General features: G+C 71.9%; 18 protein-coding genes. 8 read left to right on the plus strand and 10 right to left on the minus strand.

Features of this window, described 5'->3' with window-relative positions:
* The first annotated feature begins 175 nt into the window (after positions 1–175).
* Complete coding sequence (locus tag C7456_RS05225; protein WP_109722702.1) at positions 176–955, plus strand: SDR family NAD(P)-dependent oxidoreductase; 780 nt, start codon at positions 176–178, stop codon at positions 953–955.
* 55 nt (positions 956–1010) lie between these two features.
* On the opposite strand, the gene C7456_RS05230 is transcribed toward C7456_RS05225, so the two are convergent.
* The 6 genes from C7456_RS05230 to C7456_RS05255 form a co-directional block, all read right to left on the minus strand.
* Entirely contained in the window at positions 1011–2288 is a 1278-nt protein-coding gene (locus C7456_RS05230) for a nucleotide sugar dehydrogenase (protein WP_109722797.1), read from the minus strand.
* 67 nt (positions 2289–2355) lie between these two features.
* A complete protein-coding gene (locus C7456_RS05235) occupies positions 2356–2853 on the minus strand; it encodes a RidA family protein (protein WP_109722703.1) in 498 nt (165 codons plus the stop codon).
* 44 nt (positions 2854–2897) lie between these two features.
* Positions 2898–3344: a c-type cytochrome gene (locus C7456_RS05240; protein ID WP_109722704.1), complete on the minus strand. Its 447-nt coding sequence runs from the start codon at positions 3342–3344 to the stop codon at positions 2898–2900.
* Complete coding sequence (locus C7456_RS05245) at positions 3341–4948, minus strand: flavin monoamine oxidase family protein (protein WP_170120175.1); 1608 nt, start codon at positions 4946–4948, stop codon at positions 3341–3343. The genes C7456_RS05240 and C7456_RS05245 overlap by 4 nt, the downstream gene beginning before the upstream one ends.
* Before the next feature lie 250 nt (positions 4949–5198).
* Positions 5199–6488 carry an MFS transporter gene (locus C7456_RS05250; protein ID WP_109722705.1) on the minus strand — a complete coding sequence of 430 codons (1290 nt, stop codon included), beginning with the start codon at positions 6486–6488 and terminating at the stop codon, positions 5199–5201.
* Between the two features lie 62 nt (positions 6489–6550).
* Positions 6551–7564 carry a LacI family DNA-binding transcriptional regulator gene (locus tag C7456_RS05255; RefSeq protein WP_109722706.1) on the minus strand — a complete coding sequence of 338 codons (1014 nt, stop codon included), beginning with the start codon at positions 7562–7564 and terminating at the stop codon, positions 6551–6553.
* Positions 7565–7894: 330 nt separating this feature from the next.
* Between C7456_RS05255 and C7456_RS05260 the strand changes: the two genes are divergently transcribed.
* The 6 genes from C7456_RS05260 to murU all read left to right on the plus strand — a co-directional run bounded on the left by C7456_RS05260 (position 7895) and on the right by murU (position 18282).
* The gene (locus tag C7456_RS05260) at positions 7895–10447 is read left to right on the plus strand and encodes a glycoside hydrolase family 3 protein (RefSeq protein WP_245889777.1); all 2553 of its coding nucleotides are present in this window, start codon (positions 7895–7897) and stop codon (positions 10445–10447) included.
* Between the two features lie 205 nt (positions 10448–10652).
* Complete coding sequence (locus C7456_RS05265) at positions 10653–13874, plus strand: TonB-dependent receptor (RefSeq protein WP_245889778.1); 3222 nt, start codon at positions 10653–10655, stop codon at positions 13872–13874.
* Between the two features lie 118 nt (positions 13875–13992).
* The gene (locus C7456_RS05270) at positions 13993–15312 is read left to right on the plus strand and encodes a hypothetical protein (protein ID WP_245889779.1); all 1320 of its coding nucleotides are present in this window, start codon (positions 13993–13995) and stop codon (positions 15310–15312) included.
* A gap of 174 nt (positions 15313–15486) precedes the next feature.
* Entirely contained in the window at positions 15487–16371 is an 885-nt protein-coding gene (locus C7456_RS05275; protein ID WP_170120176.1) for a GH12 family glycosyl hydrolase domain-containing protein, read from the plus strand.
* A 220-nt stretch (positions 16372–16591) separates the two neighbouring features.
* Positions 16592–17602 carry an aminoglycoside phosphotransferase family protein gene (locus C7456_RS05280; protein WP_109722708.1) on the plus strand — a complete coding sequence of 337 codons (1011 nt, stop codon included), beginning with the start codon at positions 16592–16594 and terminating at the stop codon, positions 17600–17602.
* The gene (gene murU, locus C7456_RS05285; RefSeq protein ID WP_109722709.1) at positions 17599–18282 is read left to right on the plus strand and encodes an N-acetylmuramate alpha-1-phosphate uridylyltransferase MurU; all 684 of its coding nucleotides are present in this window, start codon (positions 17599–17601) and stop codon (positions 18280–18282) included. Before C7456_RS05280 ends, murU begins: the two co-directional genes overlap by 4 nt.
* A gap of 69 nt (positions 18283–18351) precedes the next feature.
* On the opposite strand, the gene C7456_RS05290 is transcribed toward murU, so the two are convergent.
* Positions 18352–19257: a LysR family transcriptional regulator gene (locus C7456_RS05290; RefSeq protein ID WP_109722710.1), complete on the minus strand. Its 906-nt coding sequence runs from the start codon at positions 19255–19257 to the stop codon at positions 18352–18354.
* A 158-nt stretch (positions 19258–19415) separates the two neighbouring features.
* Here C7456_RS05290 and C7456_RS05295 point away from each other — a divergent pair, with 158 nt between their 5' ends.
* On the plus strand, positions 19416–20189 hold the full coding sequence (locus tag C7456_RS05295) for an SDR family oxidoreductase (RefSeq protein WP_109722711.1): 774 nt from the start codon (positions 19416–19418) through the stop codon (positions 20187–20189).
* Positions 20190–20279: 90 nt separating this feature from the next.
* Here C7456_RS05295 and motB read toward each other — a convergent pair whose 3' ends face one another.
* The 3 genes from motB to secF all read right to left on the minus strand — a co-directional run bounded on the left by motB (position 20280) and on the right by secF (position 23430).
* A complete protein-coding gene (motB, locus tag C7456_RS05300) occupies positions 20280–21287 on the minus strand; it encodes a flagellar motor protein MotB (RefSeq protein WP_109722712.1) in 1008 nt (335 codons plus the stop codon).
* Entirely contained in the window at positions 21284–22156 is an 873-nt protein-coding gene (gene motA, locus C7456_RS05305; RefSeq protein ID WP_109722713.1) for a flagellar motor stator protein MotA, read from the minus strand. Before motA ends, motB begins: the two co-directional genes overlap by 4 nt.
* A 317-nt stretch (positions 22157–22473) precedes the next feature.
* The gene (secF, locus tag C7456_RS05310; RefSeq protein ID WP_109722714.1) at positions 22474–23430 is read right to left on the minus strand and encodes a protein translocase subunit SecF; all 957 of its coding nucleotides are present in this window, start codon (positions 23428–23430) and stop codon (positions 22474–22476) included.
* Position 23431 lies beyond the last annotated feature (1 nt).

The raw sequence follows: 23431 nt of genomic DNA on the forward strand, positions 1-23431 counted from the left end.
CGGTCTCCGGCGGCCGGCGATGGGGGGTCCATTGTGCGTCCGACGACGGCGCCCGCAACGGCTGCGCCGTCCCGGCCTGGAGGATCAGGCAAGAAATCCGTGGCTTCCGGCATTCGGTCCATGCGGGCGCGGGCCTAGATTGCGGGGCATGTCCCATCCCGCCACGGAGCCACGCATGTCCGCCACCACGCCTTCCGCCACGCCGAAGATCGCCCTCGTCACCGGCGGCAGCCGCGGCCTGGGCCGCAACACCGCCGTCAGCCTGGCCCGGCGCGGCGTGGACGCGATCCTCACCTACCACAGCAACCGCGCCGAGGCCGAGGCCGCGGTGGAGGAAATCCGCGCGCTGGGCCGCAAGGCCGTCGCCCTGCGGCTCGACGCCGGCGACACCGCCGCCTTCGGCGGCTTCGCCGGGCAGGTCCGCGACGCGCTGCGCGGGCAGTGGGGCCGCGAGCAGTTCGACCACCTGGTCAACAACGCCGGCACCGGCCTGCAGGCGGGCTTCGCGGAAACCACCGAGGCCGACTTCGACGCGCTCTACCGCGTGCACCTCAAGGGCGTGTTCTTCCTCACCCAGCGGCTGCTGCCGCTGCTCCGCGACGGCGGGCGCATCGTCAACGTCTCCAGCGGCCTGGCGCGCTTCTCCCTGCCCGGCTCCTCGGCCTACGCGGCGATGAAGGGCGCGGTCGAGGTGCTGACCCGCTACCTGGCCAAGGAACTGGCCCCGCGCGGCATCGCGGTGAACACCGTGGCGCCCGGCGCCATCGAGACCGACTTCCGCGGCGGCGCGGTGCGCGACAACCCCGAGGTCAACCGCACGGTGGCCGCGGTCACCGCGCTGGGCCGCGCCGGCGTGCCGGACGACATCGGCCCGATGATCGCCCTGCTGCTGGACGACGCGAACCGCTGGGTGACGGGCCAGCGCATCGAGGTTTCCGGCGGCATGTTCCTGTGACGCGCCGGGCCGCGGCGCCGGCCATCCGGCGCCCGGCCCCGTCCGGGGCGGCCCGTCAGAGCCGCCCGTCGACCGCCGCCTGCGGCAGCACCGACTTCACGTCGTACAGCACCGCGCCCGGCTTGCCGAACGCGCGGATGCGCGCGGCGCCCATCTCGCGGAACTGGCGGTGCGCCACCGCCACGATCACCGCGTCGTAGGCGCCCGCGGGAATCTCCGCGATCGGCCGCACGCGGTACTCGCGCGCGGCCTCGGCCGCGTCCACCCACGGGTCGTACACGTCCACCCGCGCGCGCGCGGATTCCAGCTCGCGCACGATGTCGATCACCCGCGTGTTGCGCAGGTCCGGGCAGTTCTCCTTGAAGGCGAAGCCCAGCACCAGCACGCGCGCGTCGACGATGTGCAGCCGCCGCTCGCTCATCAGGCGGATCACCCGGTCGGCCACGTAGGTGCCCATGCGGCTGTTGATGCGCCGCGCGGCGAGGATCAGCTCCGGGTGGTAGCCGGTGATCTCGGCCTTGTGGGTGAGGTAGTACGGGTCCACGCCGATGCAGTGGCCGCCGACCAGGCCCGGCCGGAACGGCAGGAAGTTCCACTTGGTGCCCGCCGCGGCGAGCACCTCCTCGGTGTCGATGCCGAGGCGGTGGAAGATCAGCGCCAGCTCGTTGACCAGGGCGATGTTGACGTCGCGCTGCACGTTCTCGATCACCTTGGCCGCCTCGGCCACGCGGATCGAGGAGGTCTTGTGCGTGCCCGCGCGGATGATCGCGCGGTACAGCGCGTCCACCCGCTCGGCGGCCTCCGGCGTGGAGCCGGAGGTGAGCTTGACGATGTCCACCACGCGCCGGGCGTGGTCGCCGGGGTTGATCCGCTCGGGGCTGTAGCCGCAGAAGAAGTCGACGTTGAAGCGCAGCCCGGAGCCGGCCTCCAGGATCGGCACGCACACTTCCTCGGTGGTGCCCGGGTACACGGTGGACTCGAACACCACCAGGTCGCCATGCGCGAGCAGGCCGCCGAGCAGGCGGCAGGCCGACTCCAGCGGCCTGAGGTCGGGCCGCTGCGCCTCGTCGATCGGCGTGGGCACGGTGACGACGTAGACGTTGCGGTCGCGCAGGTCCGCGGCGGCGTCGCTGAAGCGCAGCCGCGCCGCCGCGGCGAGCTGCTCGGGCGAGGTCTCCAGCGTGTGGTCGCTGCCGCCGCGCAGCTCGGCCACGCGCTGCGCGTTGATGTCGAAGCCGACGGTGTCGAAGTGGCGCCCGAACTCCACCGCCAGCGGCAGGCCGACGTAGCCCAGGCCGATGATGCCGATGCGGGGTTGTGCGGAAGGGCTCATGCGCTGCATCCGGGCCAAAGCGCTAAGCGTACAGGCTGGCGCGCGGCGCGAAAAAGCCGCCGCGCCGTCACGGGCGCACGGCGGTCACCTCGATCTCCACCAGGAAGCCGGGATTGGCCAGCGCCGCCACCTGCAGCGCCGAGCGCACCGGCAGGTTCGGCTGCTCCCTGGTGCCGAAGAACTGCGTGTAGCCCTGCATGAAACCGGCGAAGTCCATCCTGCCGCCCTTGGCCGGGTCGCCGACCAGGAACGCCTGCATCTTCACCACGTCGCCCATGCCCAGGCCCAGCGCCCTGAGCTGCTTCTCGATCGACGCGAGCACGCCGGCGGTCTGCGTCCGGGTGTCGCCGTAGGCGGCCACCGAGTCCTTCGGCGCCTGGGGATCGGCCACCGGCGGCACCGTGCCGCTGAGGAACACCAGGGTCCTGCCCGCCGGCACCTCGACCGCGGCGGAAATCGGGAAGCTGCTGCCGGGGATCCTGTGGCGCACCACCGCCTGCGCGCCGGCGAGGGCGGGCGGCAGCAGGCAGCCGAGCAGCAGGGCATGGCGGATCGTCGGATGCATGGGAGTCTCCTGGCTGGACGGGGAACGCCGGCCGCAGCCGCCGGTCACGGGCTGCCCTGGCGCAGCGCCCTGACCTCGGCCTCGCCGATGGCGTCCGGGTAATGGTTGCCGAAATGCGTGCGCACGTAGTTGACCACGGCCGCGACCTGCGCGTCGGTGAGCGTGGTGCGGCCGAAGAACGCCTCGCCGTCCGCCTCCGCGCGCTCCGCGAAGGACGGCATGTCGCGCCGCCCGAGCAGCACCGTCGCCGCCACGTAGCTGGCCGAGACCAGGGTGGGGTCGCCCGCGAAGGCCGGGTAGCGCCCCGCGCCGACCGCGCCGCGGCCGTCGGGCATGTGGCAGCCCTGGCAGATCTGCCGGTAGACCGCCTCGCCGGTCGCCGCCTGCACGCCGCCGCGGCGACGGTGCGCGCCGGCATGGTCGGCGCGCGCCGCGCCCGCCGCCCCGAGCAACGCGAGGGCGAGCAGGCCGCAGGCGATGCGCCGCGTCATGCCGCACCTCCCGCCGCCGCGCGCCGGTGCAGCCGCCCGATCGCATCCAGCGCCGAGGTCACCGCGCCCTCCTGCCACGCCGGCAGGTAGGAGGCGTGCTCGCCGGCCAGCACGATGCGCCCGTCGATGGCGCACAGGTCGTCGTAGTGCTTCGCGCGCGCCTCCTCCGACCACAGGGCGAAGCAGCCCAGCGTGAACGGCGCGCGGTGCCACGCCACCGCGACGCCGTTGTCGAACTCCCGCGGATACTGCGGATGGATGCGGGCGCCCTGCGCCACCGCCTGGCGCACGCGCTCCTCCGGCGCCATCGCGGTGAGCTCCATGGCGTCCGTGCCCCATGCGTAGGCGCCGAGCAGCACCGCCTTGCCGCCGTCGTGGTAGCCGCTGCTGGGATAGCCGATGGTGCCGATCGGCAGGTCGGTATAGGTGATGCCGCCGTAGATCTGCTCGTCCTGCTCCCAGAAGCGCCGCTTGAACTGCAGGCCGATCTTCACCGCCGCGGCATAGGGCACGGCGGCGATCGCCTCGGCCATCGCCGCGCCCACGTTCATCGGGATCTGGCCGAGCACCGACAGCGGGATGGTGCACACGCACCAGTCGGCGCGCGCGGACCGCCGCGCGCCGCCCGGGCGGCGCGCGTCCTCGTACCAGGCGGTGACGCCGCGCTCGTCCTGGCGGATCTCCACCACCTTGGCGTGGTAGCGGATCAGCGGGCCCAGCTCGCACGCGAAGGCCTCGCCGATCGCGCCCATGCCGCCGACCGGCTGGAACAGCGGGGTCTGCATCTCGTATGCATCGCCCTCGGCGAGGTTCTCCCACAGCCTGGAACCCAGCAGGTCCTCCAGCCGCAGCGGCTGCGAGAAGGCCGGGCGCGCCGAGGCGCCGCCGCCCGGGTCGCGCGCGTAGCCGCGCCGCTCGCTGCTGGCGCGGCCGGCCGCGTAGGCGTAGTTGCGGTCCAGCGCGCCCCAGCGGCGCAGCGATTCCAGCAGGCGTTCCTGGTCCTCGCGGGTCAGCCTGCCGTCGAGCGCGCCGCCCTGCGCCGCCTTGGCGAGCAGCTCCGCGACGTGCCCCTGGTAGTCGGCCTTCACCGCGCGGAAGCGCTGCGGCTTGCCGCCGTAGGCCTCGGTATTGTGCAGGTAGGCGTTGTAGTTGGTCTGGACGAAGGCCTCGAGCCGCACGCCCAGCACCCGGCAGTAGTGCAGGATGCCGTGGTGGTGATAGGGCAGCCGCCACGGCCCGGGGTTGAAGTACTGGCCCGCGGCGAAGCGGCAGTGCTGGGCCGCGCCGCCCAGCTCGGCGTAGCGGTCGCCGCCGCGCAGGCTCCAGTTGCGGCCGCCGGCGCGCCCGTTGTACTCGAGCAGCTGCACCTCGTAGCCGGCCCGGCGCAGCTCGTAGGCCGCCACCATGCCGGCGAGGCCCGCGCCCAGCACCAGTACCGAGGCGCCCCGCGGCGCGCCCTGCAGGGACGGCGGCCCGCGGAAGGACGATTCGGCGGCCAGCCCGAGGCCGGACATCGCCTGGTACATCGCCGCGGCGCCGGCGCTCGCGCCGATCATCCGCAGCAGTTGCCGCCGGGTCAGACCACAACCGCCTCCCGCTTCCATCGCCCCCTCGCAAGCGTCGGCGCAGCGGCCCGCGGCGGCGCGGCGCGCGCCCGTCGGCGCGCCGTCGTCCGCGGGCCTCCTGCCCGTCATGCCGTTGCCGCACGTTAGCAATCTTTTGCACTGCAACACAACCGCCGGCAGCATGCCTCCGCGGCGACGGACGGCCACGCCCGCCGGCTTTGCCCCACGCCGCCCCACGACGCCCGGGTGCGCCGCCGCCCCGGACCCGCACGCGCCGGCGGACGCCGGCTCAGCGCACCCCGCGCACGGGCTGGATGGCCCATGCCCCCAACGCGACGAGGATCGCCGCCACGACGAACAGCACCGTGTAGCGCCCGCCGCTCGCGGCCAGCACGCCCGAAGCGACCGCCGGCATCAGCGACTGCGGCATGACCGTGGCGATGTTGAATATGCCGAGGTTCCTGGCCGCGTGGGCCTCGCGGTCCGGCAGCACGTCGGTCACCAGGGCGAGATCGACCGCCAGGTACATCCCCTGCCCGGCGCCGGTGATCGCCATGCCCGCCAGGAACCAGGCATACGAAGCGGCGAAGGCGATCACCAGCAGCGCCAGCGCGTAGACCAGCGCCGCGCCGAACACGAAGACCTTGCGCCGCCCGACGGCATCGGACAAGCCCCCGCCCACGCCGCTGAAAACCACCACGGCGCCCGACTGCACCAGCGTGGACAGGAAGATCAGGCGCGGCACCTCGGCCGGCGGGCGGCCCAGCTGGTGGATCAGGTAGAGCCCCTGGTAGGTCATCAACACCGAGACCCCGGCGAAGAGCAGGAAGCGGCTGCACCATACCCAGCCGAAGTCGGGGAAACGCGACGGGCTGATCCAGAAGCTGCCGAGGAATTCGTGCAGCCCGTAGCGCGGCCGCTGCGCCGCGGCCAGCCGGCGGTCCGGCAGCGCCCAGGCCAGGCCGACCGCCCCCGCGACCGCCACGGCGGCCGGCGTGAGGAACATCGCCTGCGTCGAGGACGAGAGGGCCTGCACCAGCCAGGTGCCGCCCACCATGCCCACCGGCAGGCTGACGCCCACGATGCCGGACACCGTGCCGCGCTGCCGCGGCGGCACCTGGTCGGACAGGATCGCCACCAGCGCGGCCAGCTGCGCGTTGTAGGCGAGCTGGGCGACGCACCAGCCCAGCAGGACCTGCGGGACCGACGCGGCCCGCGCGACGATCGCCAGCCCGGCCGCCCCGCCGAGCGCGCCGGCGATCAGCCAGGGCCGGCGCATGCCGAAGCGCGAGGTCGTGCGGTCCGACAGCTGGCCGAAGAACGGGTTGCCGAACAGCGCGAGCAGCGCCCCCACGCCCATGACGAGCGACAGGCTGCCGGTGGCATGCACCGGGTCGAGCGCATGCACGCGCATCGCCAGCCCCACCAGGACCGGGGAGAGCAGCGCCATCCACATGCCCGTGTAGGCCGCGGCGTAGATCGCGACGAAATTCCAGCCGACGCCGCCGACGTCCGGCAGCCGGGGCACATGCCGGAATGCGCGCGGCGCGGCTTCGGGCTGGTCGTCGCTCGTCGTCATCGCCTTTCCGGCTACAGCCCCCATGGTCATTCGCGCGGCGCCGCGTAGCTGCAGGCGGACCCTCAGCGCTTCCCGGGTGCCGCCGTGGACGCGCGCAGCCGCACCTGATACGGGACGTGCGTATGTTGCCGCATGGCAGGGTCGCGGATCGACCGTAGCACGCATTCCACGGCCAGGCGCGCCATCTCGCGGCACGGCTGGTGCACGGTCGTCAGGCCGGGCGAGATCTGCAGCGACACCGGCGTGTCGTCGAAGCCGCATACCGAGAGGTCGCCGGGAACGGCCAGCCCGCGTTCGTAGGCTTCGCGCATCACGCCGCAGGCCGTGTCGTCGTTCGCGGCGAAGATCGCCGTGGGCGGATCGCGCCGGTCGAGCAGCGCCTTCGCGCCGGCCACGCCGGAAGCGAAGGTGAAGTCCCCCGGCACGACGAGCGATTCGTCGTACGCGATGCCGGCCCTGCGCAGCGCGTCGCGGTAGCCGTTCAACCGCCACGCATGTGCGCCGTGCCCCTTCAGGCTGGCCACGTGGCCGATCCGCCGGTGCCCGAGCGAGATGAGGTGCTCGACGATGTCGGCCGCCGCCCGGCGCTCGTCGAAGCCGATGTCGATGCGCGACTGGCGCGATTTCGAGGAGATCGTCGCATAGCGCAGGTCGAGTTCCTCCAGGCGCTGCAGCAGCCTGGTGTTGTTCGCGTGGGGCGGCACCAGGACCAGCGCGTCGGGGCGATGCTGCGCCACGAAGCCGTCGATCCGCGAGACCAGGTCGTCCGACGCCTCGAAGGGGTGCAGGACCGCGTTGTACGGCGTCTCCTTGCACGCCTGCAGCACGCCCACGATCAGCTCCATGATGTAGCTGGAGCTGGACATCGGGTTGTCGTACAGCAGCGCGACCAGGTAGGAGCGGTTCCCCGCCAGGCCCCGCGCCGACGGGTTGGGCACGTAGTTGAGCGCGCGGATCGAGGCCTCGATCCGCGTGCGCAGCTTGGCGCGCACGCTCGGATGGCCGTTGAGGACGCGGGACACCGTCTTGGTGGAAACGCCGGCATGCGCGGCGACGTCTTCGATTCTCACTGGCATGTCTGTCCGCGGTCCCGTGCCCCTGGCGCCTTGCAGCGGCCAATGCTACTCGAAGCGAAAACCGCGCAACCATCGGGCGCGATTGCCGCCGGCGGCCTCGCGCGGCCCAAAATGACAGCGCTTGTATTTTCGTGTTGACAGCGCTTGTACATTTGACTAGCTTGCGCCGCGCTGGGGGAGCACAAACTCGCGCTGCGGCGCACAATCGCAAGGGGAGGGGAGCATGCCCATTCGACGGTCGGCCCGCTGCGCGTCCGGCGGCCGCTGCGCGCCCATGCCAGCCGGGGCGGCCCGGCCAGGGAACATCGCGGCATGCGACGGGCACGGCCGATGAATGAGCGCCGGCGCAACCGTCCGACCGCGATGGCGGCGCTGGCGTGCCTGGCCTGCGCCCAGGCCGCCGGGCAGCACCTTCCGCCGACCGCGCACTACGCCGACTGGCCCGCGGTCAAGGGCGCCCGCGGCGGCGATCCCGCGCTGGACGCGCGCGTGCGCCGGATCGTGTCGGGCATGACGCTGGCGCAGAAGATCGGGCAGATGACCCAGGCGGAGATCAAGTCGATCACGCCGGACGAGGTGCGCCGGTACTACATCGGCTCGGTGCTCAACGGCGGCGGCTCGTGGCCGAACCGGGACAAGCACGCGTCGATCGAGGACTGGCTCGCGCTGGCGGACAGCTACTACGACGCCTCGATGCACACCGACATGGCGGTGAAGATCCCCGTCGTCTGGGGCACCGACGCGGTGCACGGACACAGCAACGTGTACGGCGCCACGCTGTTCCCGCACAACGTGGGCCTGGGCGCGGCGCACGATGCGCAGCTGGTCCGCGAGATCGGCGCGGCCACCGCGAAGGCGGTGCGCGCCACCGGCGTCACCTGGGCGTTCGCGCCCACGCTGGCGGTGGCGCAGAACGTGCGCTGGGGGCGCAGCTACGAGAGCTTCTCCAGCCAGCCCTCGCTGGTGCGCGAGTACGCGCGCGCCTTCGTGGAAGGCCTGCAGGGCGATTTCGGCCCGCACAACGTGATGGCCACCGCCAAGCACTTCGTCGGCGACGGCGCGACCCGGCAGGGCACCGACCAGGGCGAGGCGCGGGTGGACAGGTCCACCATGATCAACGTGCACGGCGCGGGCTACTACGGCGCGCTCGAGGCCGGCGTGCTCAGCGTGATGGCCTCGTACAACAGCTGGAACGACGCCGCCGGCGGCGTGGACTACGGCAAGATGTCCGGCGCGCCCGCGCTGCTCACCGACGCGCTGAAGCGCAAGATGGGCTTCGACGGCTTCGTGGTGTCCGACTGGAACGCGATCGGCCAGCTGCCCGGCTGCAGCAACGCCAGCTGCCCGCAGGCGATCAACGCCGGCATAGACATGGTGATGGTGCCCGACGACTGGAAGGCCTTCATCGCCAACACCATGCGCCAGGTGCAGGACGGCGAGATCCCCATGGCGCGCATCGACGACGCGGTGGGCCGCATCGTGCGCGCCAAGCTGCGCATGGGCCTGTTCGACAGGCGCCCGTCGCAGCTGCCCGGCGCGGGCGACGCCCGCCTGCTGCAGGATCGCGCGCTGGCGCGGCGCGCGGTGCGCGAATCGCTGGTGCTCCTGAAGAACAACCGCGACGTGCTGCCGCTGAAGCGCGGCATGAAGCTGCTCGTGGTCGGCACGCGCGCCGACAGCCTGCCGGACCAGGCCGGCGGCTGGTCGCTGACCTGGCAGGGCACGGACAACACCAACGCCGATTTCCCCAACGCGCAAAGCATCCTGGACGGCCTGCGCGACGCCGACGGCGCGGCCAACGTCGCCTTCAGCGAGAACGCGCAGGGAGTGGACGCGAAGGACTACGACGCCATCGTGGCGGTGATCGGCGAGACGCCGTACGCGGAGATGATGGGCGACATCGCGCCCTCGTCCACGCTGCGCTTCGGCGACCGCTACCCCGGGGACGCGGCGCTGCTGAAGAAGGTGGCGCAATCGGGCAAGCCCGTGGTGACGGTGTTCGTGGCGGGGCGGCCGCTGTTCGTGAATCCCGTCCTCAACCTGTCGGACGCCTTCGTGATGGCGTGGCTGCCGGGCAGCGAGGGCGGCGGCGTGGCCGACGTGCTGTTCGCCGCCGGCGCGGACGGCCGGCGCGCCAACTTCACCGGCACGCTGCCGCGTCCGTGGCCCGGCGTGCCCTGCCCCGACGCGGACGAGGCCGGCGCGTCGCGCTGGCTGTTCGCGCCGGGCTACGGCCTGCGCTATCCCACCCGGCACGATCTGCCCGCGCTGCCCGAGCACGACGAGGTGAAGGCCTGCGCCGACGCCTCCAGCATGCCGGTGTTCCACACGCTGGCGGTGGCGCCGTTCGCGCTGTACCTCGCGGATGCGGCGCAGGGCGAGCGCGCGGTGGGCTCGGACCTCAACGGCGAGATCGCCTGGCCGGGCGACCGCCCGCTGCTGCGCCTGCGCACCGTGCAGGTCAACACGCAGCAGGACGCCAAGGCGGTCACCTGGCTGGGGCCCGGCCGCTTCCTCGCGCGCGGCGCGCAGCCGGCGGACCTGACCAGGCTCGCGGCCGCCCATGCGGCGCTGCAGTTCGACGTGGTGGTCGACGCGCCCGCGCGAGGCCCGGTGAAGCTGGCCATGCGCTGCGGCAGCCGCTGCGGCGGCGACGTCGACCTCGGCCCGGTCCTCGCCGGCTACGCCGCCGGCACGCGGCAGAGCGTGTCGGTTCCGCTGGAGTGCTTCGCCAGGCGCGGCGTGGACCTCGCGCACGTGGACGTGCCGTTCGAGATCGCGGCCGACGCGCCGTTCGCCGCCGCCTTCGCCGACATCCGCGTCAGCGCCGTGGCGACGGCGAACCGCCGCGACCTGTCGTGCGCAAGCGTGGGGGTCCGGTGACCGGCCGGCCGTCGCCGTGCGCCGGCTGCCGGGGGGCGTTCACCTTGCAAGCCGGGAAGCCGATCCGCCATGCCGGGGCCGCCGCGGCAAGCGGCGCGGCCCGGGACTTGAACGAAAGAAACGAGAAAAGGCTGGGCCGTACCGGCCGAACAGCTACTGGACACCGGGGAGAACAGAAGTGAAAAAGCCATCCGTGCATTCGTCCGTGCATAGCGCCAGCCGGCCGTGCAAGCTGTCCTTCGCGATCGCGATGACCTTGTTCGCCGCCGGACAGCTGCATGCGCAGACCGCACCGCCCGCGCCGCAGGCGGACGACCGGACCGCGCCATCCGCGCAGCCCGCCAAGCAGGACGCGAAGCCCGCCGCCAAGAAGAAGCCGTCCGCGCCGGCGGACGGCAAGGAAGTGACGGAGCTCAGCGGCATGACCGTCAGCGGCTACTCGTCCAGCCTCAACCGCGCGCAGGAGATCAAGCGCTACTCGGACACCGTGGTCGACGCGATCTCGGCGCAGGACGCCGGCTCGCTGCCCGACCTGTCGGTGACCGAGGCCCTGCAGCGCGTGCCGGGCGTGGCCGTCAGCGCCTTCGGCATCGCCGCCGATCCGGACCACTTCTCCATCCAGGGCTCGGACATCAGCCTGCAGGGCCTGCCCTACGTCAGCACGCTGTTCAACGGCCGCGAGGTGTTCTCCGCCGGCGGCGGCCAGGGGCTCAATTTCTCGACGGTGTCGCCGGAGCTGATCGGCTCGGTCGTGGTGAGCAAGAACCAGACTGCGGACATGATCGAGGGCGGCATCGCCGGCTCGATCGACCTGAATACGCGCAAGCCCTTCGACAGCAACAAGGACACCCAGGCGGCCGTCACCCTCGGCAGCTACTGGGGCAGCCTGGACAAGCACGGCACGCCGCAGATCGCCGGCCTGTTCAGCCACAACTGGAACACCGAGGCCGGCCGCTTCGGCTTCCTGGCCAACGTGGCCTACGACCGCATCGACCAGGCCGACAACGCGATCTCCCTGGTCGACTTCCAGCGGCGCTGCAACGGCTGCACGCTGCCGGGGGACCGGGTCGACAACTACCCCGGCCTGGCGCCGGGCCAGTACGTCTACCTGCCGATCGGCGCCGACCTGCGCACCCAGAACCAGAGCAGCAGGCGCTTCGGCCACGTGCTCGCGGCGCAATGGGAAAGCCCGGACAAGGCCTGGCAGGCCACGCTGGAATGGGACCGGGCCTCGGACACGGAGACCACCTACGAGCACACCCTGCAGGCCTCGACGGACGGCTGCGCCTGGTCGGACCCCAACCAGTGCGACATCCCGCTGGCGGGCACCACGCCCGTGTTCGACTCGCGGGGCGTGTTCCAGTCGGGCATCGTCACCGCGCTGCCGAGCGACTACAGCTATCCGTCCCAGTACGGCGGCCTGCCGACGCAGTTCGACAGCACCGGCTACAAGAGCCGCTACGTGACCAACGACTACAGCTTCAACCTGAAGTGGAACGCCAGCGACAGGCTGCACCTGAGCCTGGACGCGCAGGACACGCACTCCCAGTACCAGTACGCCTACTACTACATCCGCCAGCTGACCAACGCCAACTGGTATCTCGCCCTGCACGGCAACGACGTGCCCACGGTGCAGCTGCTTTCGCCCGATCCCGACGAGACGACGGCCCAGTATTTCGCCAACCCCGCCAACACCTACTGGGCGGCGGCGCAGGACAGCCAGAGGTACTCCTGGGGCAACCAGCGCGTCTTCCGCCTGGACGGCAGCTTCGACGTCGACAAGGGTTTCCTGGCGGACATCCAGTTCGGCTTCCGGCACCGCGACCAGGACGAGACGGTGAGAAGCTCGGCGTTCAACTACGTGCCGATCAGCACGCCGAGCCCGGGGGTGGCGCCGATCACCGCCGCCGACACGCCCGGCGACGTCGCCCCGTACCACGTCGACCTGCCGGCCTTCGACCACGGCGATTCCGGCATCGTCGCCCCCTACTTCAACCTGAATCCGCTCACGCAGTTCTGGCAGGCCGTCGCCGCCATCAAGCGGATCAACCAGCAGTGGCTGGCCACGACGCCGGGGGCCGTCGGCAACTACTACACCAACTACGACCGCGAGCAATACGTGGCGGGCGACGTGTTCGTGCCGGGCACGTACTACCTGCCGCAGGAAATCGCCTCCAACCAGGAGAAAACCAACGCCACCTACGTGCGCCTGAATTTCGGCAACGGCAACACCGATTTCCTCGGCGGCCTGCAGATCAGCGGCAACGTCGGCCTGCGCTACGTGCATACCCAGGACGACGCCTCGGGCTACCTGATACTCCCGAACATGGCGCAGACCCTCAACGGGCAGAGCATCGCGCAGTACTGCCAGTCGGGCAGCAACGGCCCGGCGCCGCAGCCGGGCACGTTCTGCGCGCTGACGCCGGCGCAGCAGCAGCAGTACATGGCCTTCGCCAATGGCGCGTACACCCCGATCACGGCCAGCAACAGCTACGGCAACTGGCTGCCCAGCTTCAACCTGGCCATCGGCTGGACCGACGACCTCATCACCCGTTTCGCGTTCTCCAAGTCGGTCTACCGGCCGACGCTCGTCCAGCTGCAGGCGGGGCAGACGGTCAGCGGGCTCCTGCCCTACGGCACCAACGGCAGCACCGAGCCGACGGTGGGGAACGGCTACACCGGCGCGAACCCCTACCTCAAGCCCATCACGGCGCACAATTTCGACCTCACCCAGGAGTGGTACTTCGGCCACGCCGGCTCCCTGGCCGGCATGCTGTTCTGGAAGCAGCTGAACCACACCATCCAGTACATCACCAGCGTCGTCGACACCTCGATCACCAACAACGGCGTGACCTACCCGGAGCAGTACACGGCGGGCCTGGCCAACCTGGACCAGAAGGGCAGCGTGGGCGGCGTGGAGCTGGCCTACCAGCAGAAATACGACTTCCTGCCCGGCTGGCTGTCCGGCTTCGGCACGCAGATGAACTACACCTACATCAAGCCGCACGGGCTGGGGTTCGGCTCGGTCAACTACTGCCCCACCGGCTACGTGGCGCCCACGCAGTGCATCAACCAGAAGAAGCTGCCGCCGTCCGAGCTGTCCCGCGACACCTTCAACTTCACCGTCTACTACGAAAAGGGCCCGCTGTCGGCGCGGCTGGCCTGGAACTGGCGCTCGCAGTTCCTGATCACCGGGCAGGAGGCGGACTATCCGTTCCTGCCGGTCATGGCCGATTCCCAGGGCCGCCTGGACGGCTCGCTGATCTATGCGCTCAACCAGCACGTCAAGGTGGCGCTGCAGGTGGCCAACATCCTGAACTCGACGTTCAAGACCCGCGAGATCGTCAACACCGACGGCCTGAGCGTGCCCAAGGGCTTTTTCCGCGACGACACCCGCTACAACCTCAGCCTGCGCGCGGACTTCTGACCGGGACGCGGGCGGGAACGCCGTTCGGGCGCGTCCCGCGCCGCCCGCCGTCTGCCGCGACGGCGGGCGGCGCGGCGGTGCCCCGTCGCTGCTTGCATGCGAAAGAAGGGATCTGGCGATGACGATGACCGGCGCTGTCGCGGCCAGGCACGGCAAGGCGTGGCGCGGCCGGCTGGGCGGTGTCGTCGCCTGCCTGGCGCTGGGCGCATGCGCGCCGCTGCCGGCCTTCGCGGGAACGGCCGCGACGTCGACGGCGGTTGCGGAGGCCCTCACGGAAGGCACGGCCCTTGCGGACGCAGGCTGCCGTGCCATCGCGGCGCGCGTCGACCAGTCGCCGGGCGACCGCCCGGTCCTGCTGCGCAGCTACGATGGCCTGCGCGGCATGGGCGCGCCCGACGACCCGTCGCTGCGCACGGCCGCCTTCACCTACGACAACGCCGTCGCCGTCATCGCCCTGCTCGCATGCGGCAAACCCGCGCAGGCCCGGCGCGTCGGCGAAGCCCTGCGGCTCGCGGCGATGCACGACGGGCGCCTGCGCGACGCCTACCGCGCGGGCGTCGTCGGGAACGCCAGGCCATTGCCGAACGGCTGGCGCGACGCGCGGCGCAAGCGCTGGGTCGAAGCCGCGCGCCAGTACGCCGGGGCCTACCAGGACGGCACGTCGTCCGGCAACGTCGCGTGGACCGCGCTGGCGCTGCTGGCCCTGTACGACGCCACCGGCGAGACGCGCTGGCGCGACGCGGCCGTGCGCCTGGCCGGCTGGATGGTGGACCATGCGTCCGACGGGCGCGGCGCGGGCGGGTTCGATGGCGGCGTCGAATCCTTCATGCTGGTGCCGAGGAAGGCGCTGTGGAAATCGACCGAGCACAACATCGACCTCGCCGCGCTGTTCGGCTGGCTCGATCGCATCGCCGCGCCGGGCGGCGACTGGGCCACGCAAGCGCAGCGCGCGCGCGGCTTCGTCGACGCCCAATGGGATGCGGCGAGCGGGCATTTCTGGATGGGCACCTCGGCCGACGGCGCGACGCCGGTCCGCGCGCCGTCCGTCCTCGACGTGCAGCTCTGGGCACAGCTCCTGCCGGACGCGCCGAAGGCATGGCAGCGCGCGCTGGACTGGGCCGAGCACCGGCACGCCGTCGCGGGCGGCTTCGACTTCAACGACGACCGCGACGGGGCGTGGACGGAAGGCACCGCGCAGGCCGCGCTTGCCTATCGCCGGCTTGGCCATGAGGCCGAGGCGCGGAAGCTGCTGGCGTCGATCGCGCGACAGGCCGCGCCCGGCGGTTTCCTCTACGCCACGCCCGAGGCGCGCATCACCTCGGCGTATGCCTGGTACCGGCACCAGCCGTGTCTCGCCGCGACGGCCTGGGCCGTGCTCGCCGCGCTGAACCGCAATCCCTACGTGCCCGGCGATGCCGCCCGCATCCGGCGGCATTGATGCGGCGGCACCACCTGGCGCGACGCCCGGCCATCGCATTTCGTAGTCGATCCCCAACGGGGAAAGGAGGATGACGAGAGGCACTCACCAACGATATCCGGGTGGCTGCAAGCCATGCAGCCGAAGCGCCGTCTACAGGGGGCAAACATCTCTGCGGCTCCAAGGGAGGAAAGCATGTGGCATCACAAGAGTCTCGGGCGAGCAACGACCGTACTAGGCCTTGCCGTGGCCGCGCTGTCGCCGGCCCCGTTCGCGCACGCCGATGATTGCGTGAGTTACGGCGACCAATCGTGGAATGGCAGCAACCCGTATGCGCAGCTGTCGGATGCCGACCCCCATCAGATGCTCAATCTCGATGTCTGGAGCGTGGGCTCCCACTGGAACGGCGGCTGGGTGAACCTGTGCAGCCACGCCGGCCCCAGCGGCAGCTGGACCTTCAGGGGCGAATGGCAGGTCAATGGCGGCATCGTCCAGGCCTACCCGCACGCAACCCGGGGCTGGGACTGGTTCCAATGGCTGCCCCACAACGCGCCCGGCGGCGACGGGTTCCCGGTCCAGGCCGGCAGCGCGGGGCTTTACAGCAAGGTCCAGTACGACCCGAACCCGCTCTACGGCACGTTCGATGTTTCCTACGACATCTGGCTGAGCGACAAGCCGAATCCGGGCCCGGGCGACAAGCTCACCGAGATCATGGTCTGGCTGGACCGTGGCGGCGGCCTGGAGCCGCTCCAGAACAACGGCGGCTACCTTGGCACGACGACCCTGGGGAACGTGAGCGGCACCTGGAGCGTTTACGCCGGAAGCATGAGCTCGACCTACCAGGGCGTCGGGATGCAGTGGCCGGTTTACTCGTACGTGAGCACCCGGCCGATCAGCACGTTCGACGGCGACCTCCAGCCCTTCATATGGAATGCCATCCACGCTTTCCAGAACCGGGCCCGGCAGTCCAACCACATGGACGACAGCTGGTACGTGCTCGGCGTGCAGTTCGGGGCCGAGCCGGTGTCCGGCTACGGGCAGCTCAACGCCTGGTACTACTACGTCCAGCCCGGGTGGTGAGGAGGGCAGGATGAACCCGGGGGCCGGGCGGCCGCGGTGAACGCCGTGGCGCCCGGCCCACCGGAGCAGGCGCCGGCGACGGCAGGGTGCGCGCGCTCCCGGAGCCAACCTGCGGGGTCGCCGGCCGGCGCCGGCGCTGACCGGCGGGCCGGCATGGTATGTCCTGCCCGCGCACGAACGACGGCGCGAGGCGGACATGCAATGCCTTACCATCATCCGCATGAATGCCTCCGACGACCGCGCCGCCGCCCGCCTCGCCTGGACCCGTGCCACGCTCGGCGACCCGGACGCCACCCTCGAACCGGCCTCCGCCGACGCCAGCTTCCGCAGCTACTGGCGCACCCGCCACGGCGGCAGGAGCTGGATCGTGATGGACTCGCCGCCCGCGCAGGAGGACCCGCGCCCGTGGCTGGCCATCGGCGCGCGGCTCGCCGCCGCCGGCCTGCACGTGCCGGCGGTGCGGGCGCAGGACCTGGCGCAGGGCTTCCTGCTGATCGAGGACCTGGGCTCGCGGCTGTACCTGTCCGTCCTCGACGAGGCCAACGCGGACGCGCTCTACGGCGACGCCATGGACGCGCTGCTCGTCATGCAGACCCGGGTGGACTGCGCCGGCCTGCCGCCGTTCGACCGCGAGCTGCTGGTGCGCGGGCTGGAGGTGATGCCGGAGTGGTTCCTCGGCCGCCATCTCGGCCACGCGCCCGACTGCGGCGAGCGGGACGTGCTGGAGGCGGCCTTCGACGTGATCGTGCGCAACGCGCTGGAGCAGCCGCGCCGCTTCGTGCACCGCGACTACCACAGCCGCAACCTGCTGGTGGTCGAGGAGAACAATCCCGGCATCATCGACTTCCAGGGCGCGCTCGCCGGCCCCGTCACCTACGACCTCGCCTCGCTGCTGCGCGACGCCTACGTCGTCTGGCCGCGCGCGCGCGTCGAGGGCTGGGTGGAGTCGCACCGCCTGCGCCTGCGCGACGCCGGGGTCGTCGGCGCGGAGGTCGGGCGCGAGCGCTTCCTGCGCTGGTTCGACCTCACCGGGCTGCATCGCCACGTGCGCGTGCTGGGCCAGTTCTACCGCCTGTGGTACCGCGACGGGAAGCCGGGCTACCTCAAGGACGTGCCGGCGGTGTACCGCTACGCGGTCGAGGTGGCGCGCGGCTATCCCGAGCTGGCCGGCCTGGCGGAACTGCTCGAACGCCACGCGCAGGGGCGCGACCTCACGCGGGTGGCGGCATGAGGCACGCGCTGCTCTTCGCCGCCGGCCTGGGCGAGCGCATGCGCCCGCTCACCGGGCGCACGCCCAAGCCGCTGCTGCCGGCGGGCGGCAAGCCGCTGATCGCGTGGCACCTGGAGAAGCTCGCCGCCGCCGGCGTGCGCTACGTGGTGATCAACACCTCGCACCTGGCCGAGCAGTTCCCGGACACGCTCGGCGACGGCGCGCGCTGGGGCCTGCGCATCCGCTACGCCTACGAGGGCCCGCAGCCGCTGGAAACCGGCGGCGGCATGCGCAACGCGCTGCCGCTGCTCGGCGCGGAGCCGTTCCTGGCGATCAGCGCCGACATCTGGAGCGACTACGACTACGCCGCGCTGCCGGCCGAGCCCGCCGGGCTGGCGCACCTGGTGATGGTGCCCAACCCCGCCTGGCATGCCGGCGGCGACTTCGCGCTGGGCGCGGACGGCCGCCTGCGCGAGGACGGCCCCGGCCAGCGGCTGACCTTCGGCAACATCGGCGTCTACCGCCCGCAGCTGGTCCGCGACGAGCCGCCGGGCCGGTTCAAGCTGCTGCCCTGCTTCCAGCGCGCGATGCGCGAGGGGCTGCTGCACGGCGAGCGCTACGACGGCCGCTGGCACAACGTGGGCACGCCGCGGCAGCTGGCCGAGCTGGACGCGGAACTGGCGCGCCGGGGCGCCGCCTGACAACCGCGCGGGCGGCCCGGCGGCAGCCCGGCCGCGCCGTGCCGGCAGCGGTCCGCTTCGGGCCGGCGCTCAGGCCGGCGCCAGGTGCGGCGCGAACAGCGCCTCGACCCATGTCACGAAGGCGCGCACCCGCGGCGACAGGTGGCGGCGGCCGGGGTACACCGCCCACAGCGGCAGCGGCGGCGGCACGCACGCGGGCAGCACCTCGACCAGCCGCCCGGCGCGCAGCTCGTCGGCCACGTCGTAGGCGGGCACCTGGATGATGCCCAGGCCCGCCAGGCAGCAGGCGGCATAGGTCTCGGCGCTGTTGACGGTGACCTGGCTGCGCAGGCGCAGCGTCCGGCGCGCGCCCTCGGCCAGGTACTCGAAGTCCTCCACCCGTCCGGTCAGCGGCGAGGCGTAGGCCACCACGCGGTGGCGGCGCAGCTCGGCCGCGCCGCGCGGGGTGCCGTGGCGGGCCAGGTAGCCGGGACTGGCGCAGTTGAGCTGCCGCAGCGCGCCCAGGCGCCGCGCCACCAGGTGCGGCGAACGCACCTCGCCCACCCGGATGGCGCAGTCCACGCCCTCGCCCACCAGGTCGACCGGGCGGTCGGTGCTGCCCAGCTCCAGTTCCAGCGCGGGATGGCGCGCGAGGAAGCCGGGCAGCGCGGGCACCAGCAGCCGCCGCGCGATGCGGCTGGGCGCGTCCACGCGCAGGCGCCCGCGCAGCTCGCCGCCGCCGCGGCGGAAACGCGCCTCGGCCTGCTCGATCTCGTCCAGCAGGCGGCGGCACCAGTCCAGGTAGTCGCTGCCGTCGGGGGTCAGCTGCATGCGCCGGGTGGTGCGGTGGATCAGCCGCGTGTCGAGGTGTTCCTCCAGGCGGCGGATCGCGGTGGACACGCTCGAGCGCGGCACCTGCAACTGGTCGGCGGCGCGGGTGAAGCTGCCGGTCTCGGCCACGCGCACGAACATCCGGATCGTCTGCAACTGGTCCATGGCCGCTCCCGATTGGTCGGTTACGGCGACAAGTGTGATCGCCTCGCGGCAGTTTATCCAAATAATCCGCCGCCCGACACTGGCAGGCGACGGCAGCGCCGCGCCGCGCGGCGCGGGCCGTCGCCCCCGTCCCCTGCACACACTCGAGGAGCCATGCCATGTCCAACCGTTCGCTCAAGGGCAAGACCGCCGTCATCGCCGGCGGCGGCAAGAACCTGGGCGCGCTGATCGCCCGCCAGTTCGCCGAGGCCGGCGCGCGCGGCATCGCGGTGCACTACAACAGCGACGCCTCGCGCGCGCCGGCCGAGCGCACCGTGCAGGAGCTCAAGCAGCTCGGTGCCGACGCCTTCGCCTTCCAGGGCGACCTGGCCGTGGTGGAGAACGACGTGCGCCTGTTCGACGCCGCGGCGGAACGCTTCGGCCAGATCGACATCGCCGTCAACACCGCCGGCGTGGTGATCAAGAAGCCGATCCTGGAAGTGACCGAGGACGACTACGACCGCAGCTTCGCGGCCAACGCCAAGGCCGCCTTCTTCTTCATCCAGCAGGCCGGCCGCACGCTGGCCGACCGCGGCAGCATCGTCACCATCGTCAGCTCGCTGCTGGCCGCCTACACGCCGTTCTACGCGGTCTACCCGGGCAGCAAGGCGCCGGTGGAGCACTACACCCGCGCCGCGTCCAAGGAGTTCGGCGAGCGCGGCATCTCGGTCAACGCGATCGGCCCGGGGCCGATGGACACGCCGTTCTTCTACGGCCAGGAGACGCCCGACTCGGTGGCCTACCACAGCAGCGCCGCCGCGCTCAGCAAGTACTCCAGCAAGGGCCTGACCGACATCGGGGACATCGCGCCGATCGTGAAATTCCTGGTCACCGACGGCTGGTGGATCACCGGGCAGACGCTGTTCGCCAACGGCGGCTACACCACGCGCTGAAGGCCGCGCCGGGCGCGGCGGCTGCGCGGTGCGACGCCCCCGCGCACCGCGCGTACCGTCCCGCCGCAGGCGGCGGGCGCAACGCCCGGTTCAGTGCACCAGCACGCCCGGCGCCGCAGCGGCCGCGGCGGCCGACGCCGCCGGCAGCGCCGCCGGGGATGCCGCCGCCGGCCCGGCGGTGGCGGCCGGCGGGGCGGCGTCCTCGTCGGCCAGTTCCTGCGACAGCGCGGCCGCCTCCGCCTGCCGGGTCATCACGATGATGCTGATGCGGCGGTTGATGGGGTCGCCCGGGTGCGCCTTGTCGAACGGCACCGAGGCGGCCAGGCCGACCACGCGGGCGATCTTGGCGTCCTGCAGCCCGCCGTCCAGCAGCGCGCGCCGCGCCGCGTTGGCGCGGTCGGCCGACAGCTCCCAGTTGCCGTAGCGGTTGCCGCTGCTGTACGGGGCGTCGTCGGTGTGGCCGGAGATGCTGATGCGGTTGGGCACGCGGTTGATGAAGCCGGCCAGCTCGCGCAGGATGTCGGCGGTGTAGGGCTTCAGCTGCGCGCTCCCCAGGTCGAACATCGGCCGGTTGAGCTTGTCCACGATCTGGATGCGCAGGCCCTCGGGCGTGATGTCGAGCAGCAGCTGGTCCTTGAAAGGCGCCAGCGCCTGGCTGTTCTGGATCGCCGCCCTGAGCTGCTGCATCAGCTCCTGCAGGCGCGCCTGCTCCTGCCGGCGCGCCTCCTTCTCGACCGTCCTGCCGTCCACGCTGGCCGCCGCCGCGCCGCGGGTGTCCTTGCCCGGCCCGTGCGGCAGGTCCATCGCGCCGCCCAGCTTGATCGCGCTGTCGCTGGCGCCGCCCGGCCCCATCCGGCCGGGCGGCGCCAGCGTGGCGTTGCCCGGCACCAGGCTCGGGTTCCTGAAGTACTCGGAGATCGCCGCGCGCTGCTCGCGCGTGCCCACGCCGATCAGCCACATCACCAGGAAGAAGGCCATCATCGCGGTGACGAAGTCGGCGTAGGCCACCTTCCACGCGCCGCCGTGGTGGCCGTGCCCGCGCCGGTGGACCCGGCGCACGATGATCGGCTGCTGCGGCGGCCCTCCGCGCTCGCTCACGCGGCGGCCCCGGCGCGCGCGGCGTCCTTGAGGTGCTCCTCCAGGTCCTGGAAGTTGGGCCGCACCTGCGTCGACAGCGACTTGCGCGCGAACTCCACCGCCACCTTCGGGTTGTAGCCGCGCAGGTTGGCCAGCAGCGCCACCTTGACGCACTCGAAGGCCTTGCCCTCCTCCTGCACGCGCGCCTCCATCGCCGCGCCGAGCGGGCCGACGAAGCCGTAGCAGAGCAGGATGCCGAGGAAGGTGCCGACCAGCGCGCCGGCGATGTGCATGCCGATGCGCGAGGTGTCGCCGTCCAGCTGCGACATGGTGGTGACGATGCCGAGCACCGCCGCCACGATGCCGAAGCCGGGCAGCGCGTCGGCCAGCTTCGTCACCGCCAGCGCCGGCGCCTCCGCCTCGCGGTGGTGGGTCTCCAGCTCCACTTCCAGCAGCTGCTCCAGCTCGTGCGGGTTCATGTTGCCGCCCACGATCAGGCGCAGGCAGTCGGTGGTGAACTCGATCAGGTGGTGCTCGCGCACCAGCCGCGGGTAGGCGGAGAACACCGGGCTGGACTGCGGGTCCTCGATGTGCGGCTCCAGCCCCAGCACGCCGTCCTTGCGCATCACGCCGAAGATGTCGTACAGCATCGACAGCAGGTCCACGTAGTCCTGCCGGCGGTATTTCGGCCCCTTCAGCAGGCCCATGGCGTCGCGCAGCGCGGCCTTGACGATCTTGGCCGGGTTGGCGGTGAGGAAGGCGCCCAGCGCGCCGCCGCCGATGATCATCAGCTCGTAGGGCTGCCACAGGGCCATGAGCTGCCCGTGCGACAGCAGGAACCCGCCCAGCACACACGCCAGGACGACCAGTGAACCGACGACGACCAGCATGCCCGCTCCATGGCAGGGCCAGGGGTGCCCCGCGATGCCCCATGTATCGGCTCCGGGCGGCGGAAATTGAGAGGGCGCGGGCTGCGGCAGGACGCCGCGGCGAGGCGCGGCGCAGCGGCGCGCCGCCTTCCCCGATCGACGGCGGGCGCCACGCCTCCGGCCGTCATTCCGGCGCGGGCCGGCATCCGGCGGCGATGCGGCCCGGGCGAGCGGCCAAGCCGCGCGCTCCGATTCCGGGCGGCTCCGCATCGTCCGCGCGAAAAAAGCGAAGGCCCGGCAAGCCGGGCCTTCGCGCGATCGGGAACGGCAGGCCGCGCTCAGGGGCGCCGCGCCAGTTCCGGATCGTTCTTGGTCTTCGGCATCAGATCCTGCTTGGACACCCCGAACCACAACAGCAGCGGGCTGGCGATGAAGATCGACGACAGCGTACCCACCACGATGCCGATCAGCATGGTGATGGCGAAGCCGTGCACCACCGGGCCGCCGATGAAGTACAGCGCCGCCATGGTGATGCCGGTGAACAGCGAGGTGATGATGGTGCGCGACAGCGTGTTGTTGATCGAGCGGTTGAGGATTTCCTCCGGCTCGGCCTTGCGCGCCAGCCGGAACAGCTCGCGGATGCGGTCGAACACCACCACCTTGTCGTTGATCGAGTAGCCGATCACCGCCAGCACCGAGGCCAGCACGGTGAGGTCGAACTCGCGGCGCACCAGCGCGATCACGCCGAGGGTCACCAGCACGTCGTGGAACTCGGTGACGATGGCCGCCGCGGCGAAGCGCCACTCGAAGCGGATGCCCAGGTACAGGCCGATGCCGATGATCACGAACAGGGCGGCGATGGTGCCGTCGCTGCGCAGCTCCTCGCCCACCTGCGAGCTGACCGAGGAACGGCTCTTCAGCGTCACGTCGGGACGCGCGGCCTTGAGCGCCTTGGTCACCACGTCGGCCACCCTGTCCAGGTTGACCAGGCCCTTCTCGTCCTTCATCTCCGCGGTGGGCTGCATGCGGATGGACACCTCGCGGGTGCCGCCCAGGCTCTGCACCACGGCGTTCTCCATGCCGTGCTCGGCCAGCGCCTGGCGCACCTGGCCGATGTCCACCGGCTGCTGGTAGGCCGCCTCCACCGACACGCCGCCGGTGAAGTCCAGGCCGTAGTTCAGGCCCTTGGTGAAGATCAGCGCCAGCGAGGCCAGCATCAGCAGCACGGCGATGCCGACGCTGATGCGGCGCATGCCGAGGAAGTTGACGTTGGCGTTGTGGTTGAAGATTTCCATG

Origin of the sequence: Fulvimonas soli, assembly GCF_003148905.1 — a bacterium.
Lineage (GTDB): Bacteria > Pseudomonadota > Gammaproteobacteria > Xanthomonadales > Rhodanobacteraceae > Fulvimonas > Fulvimonas soli.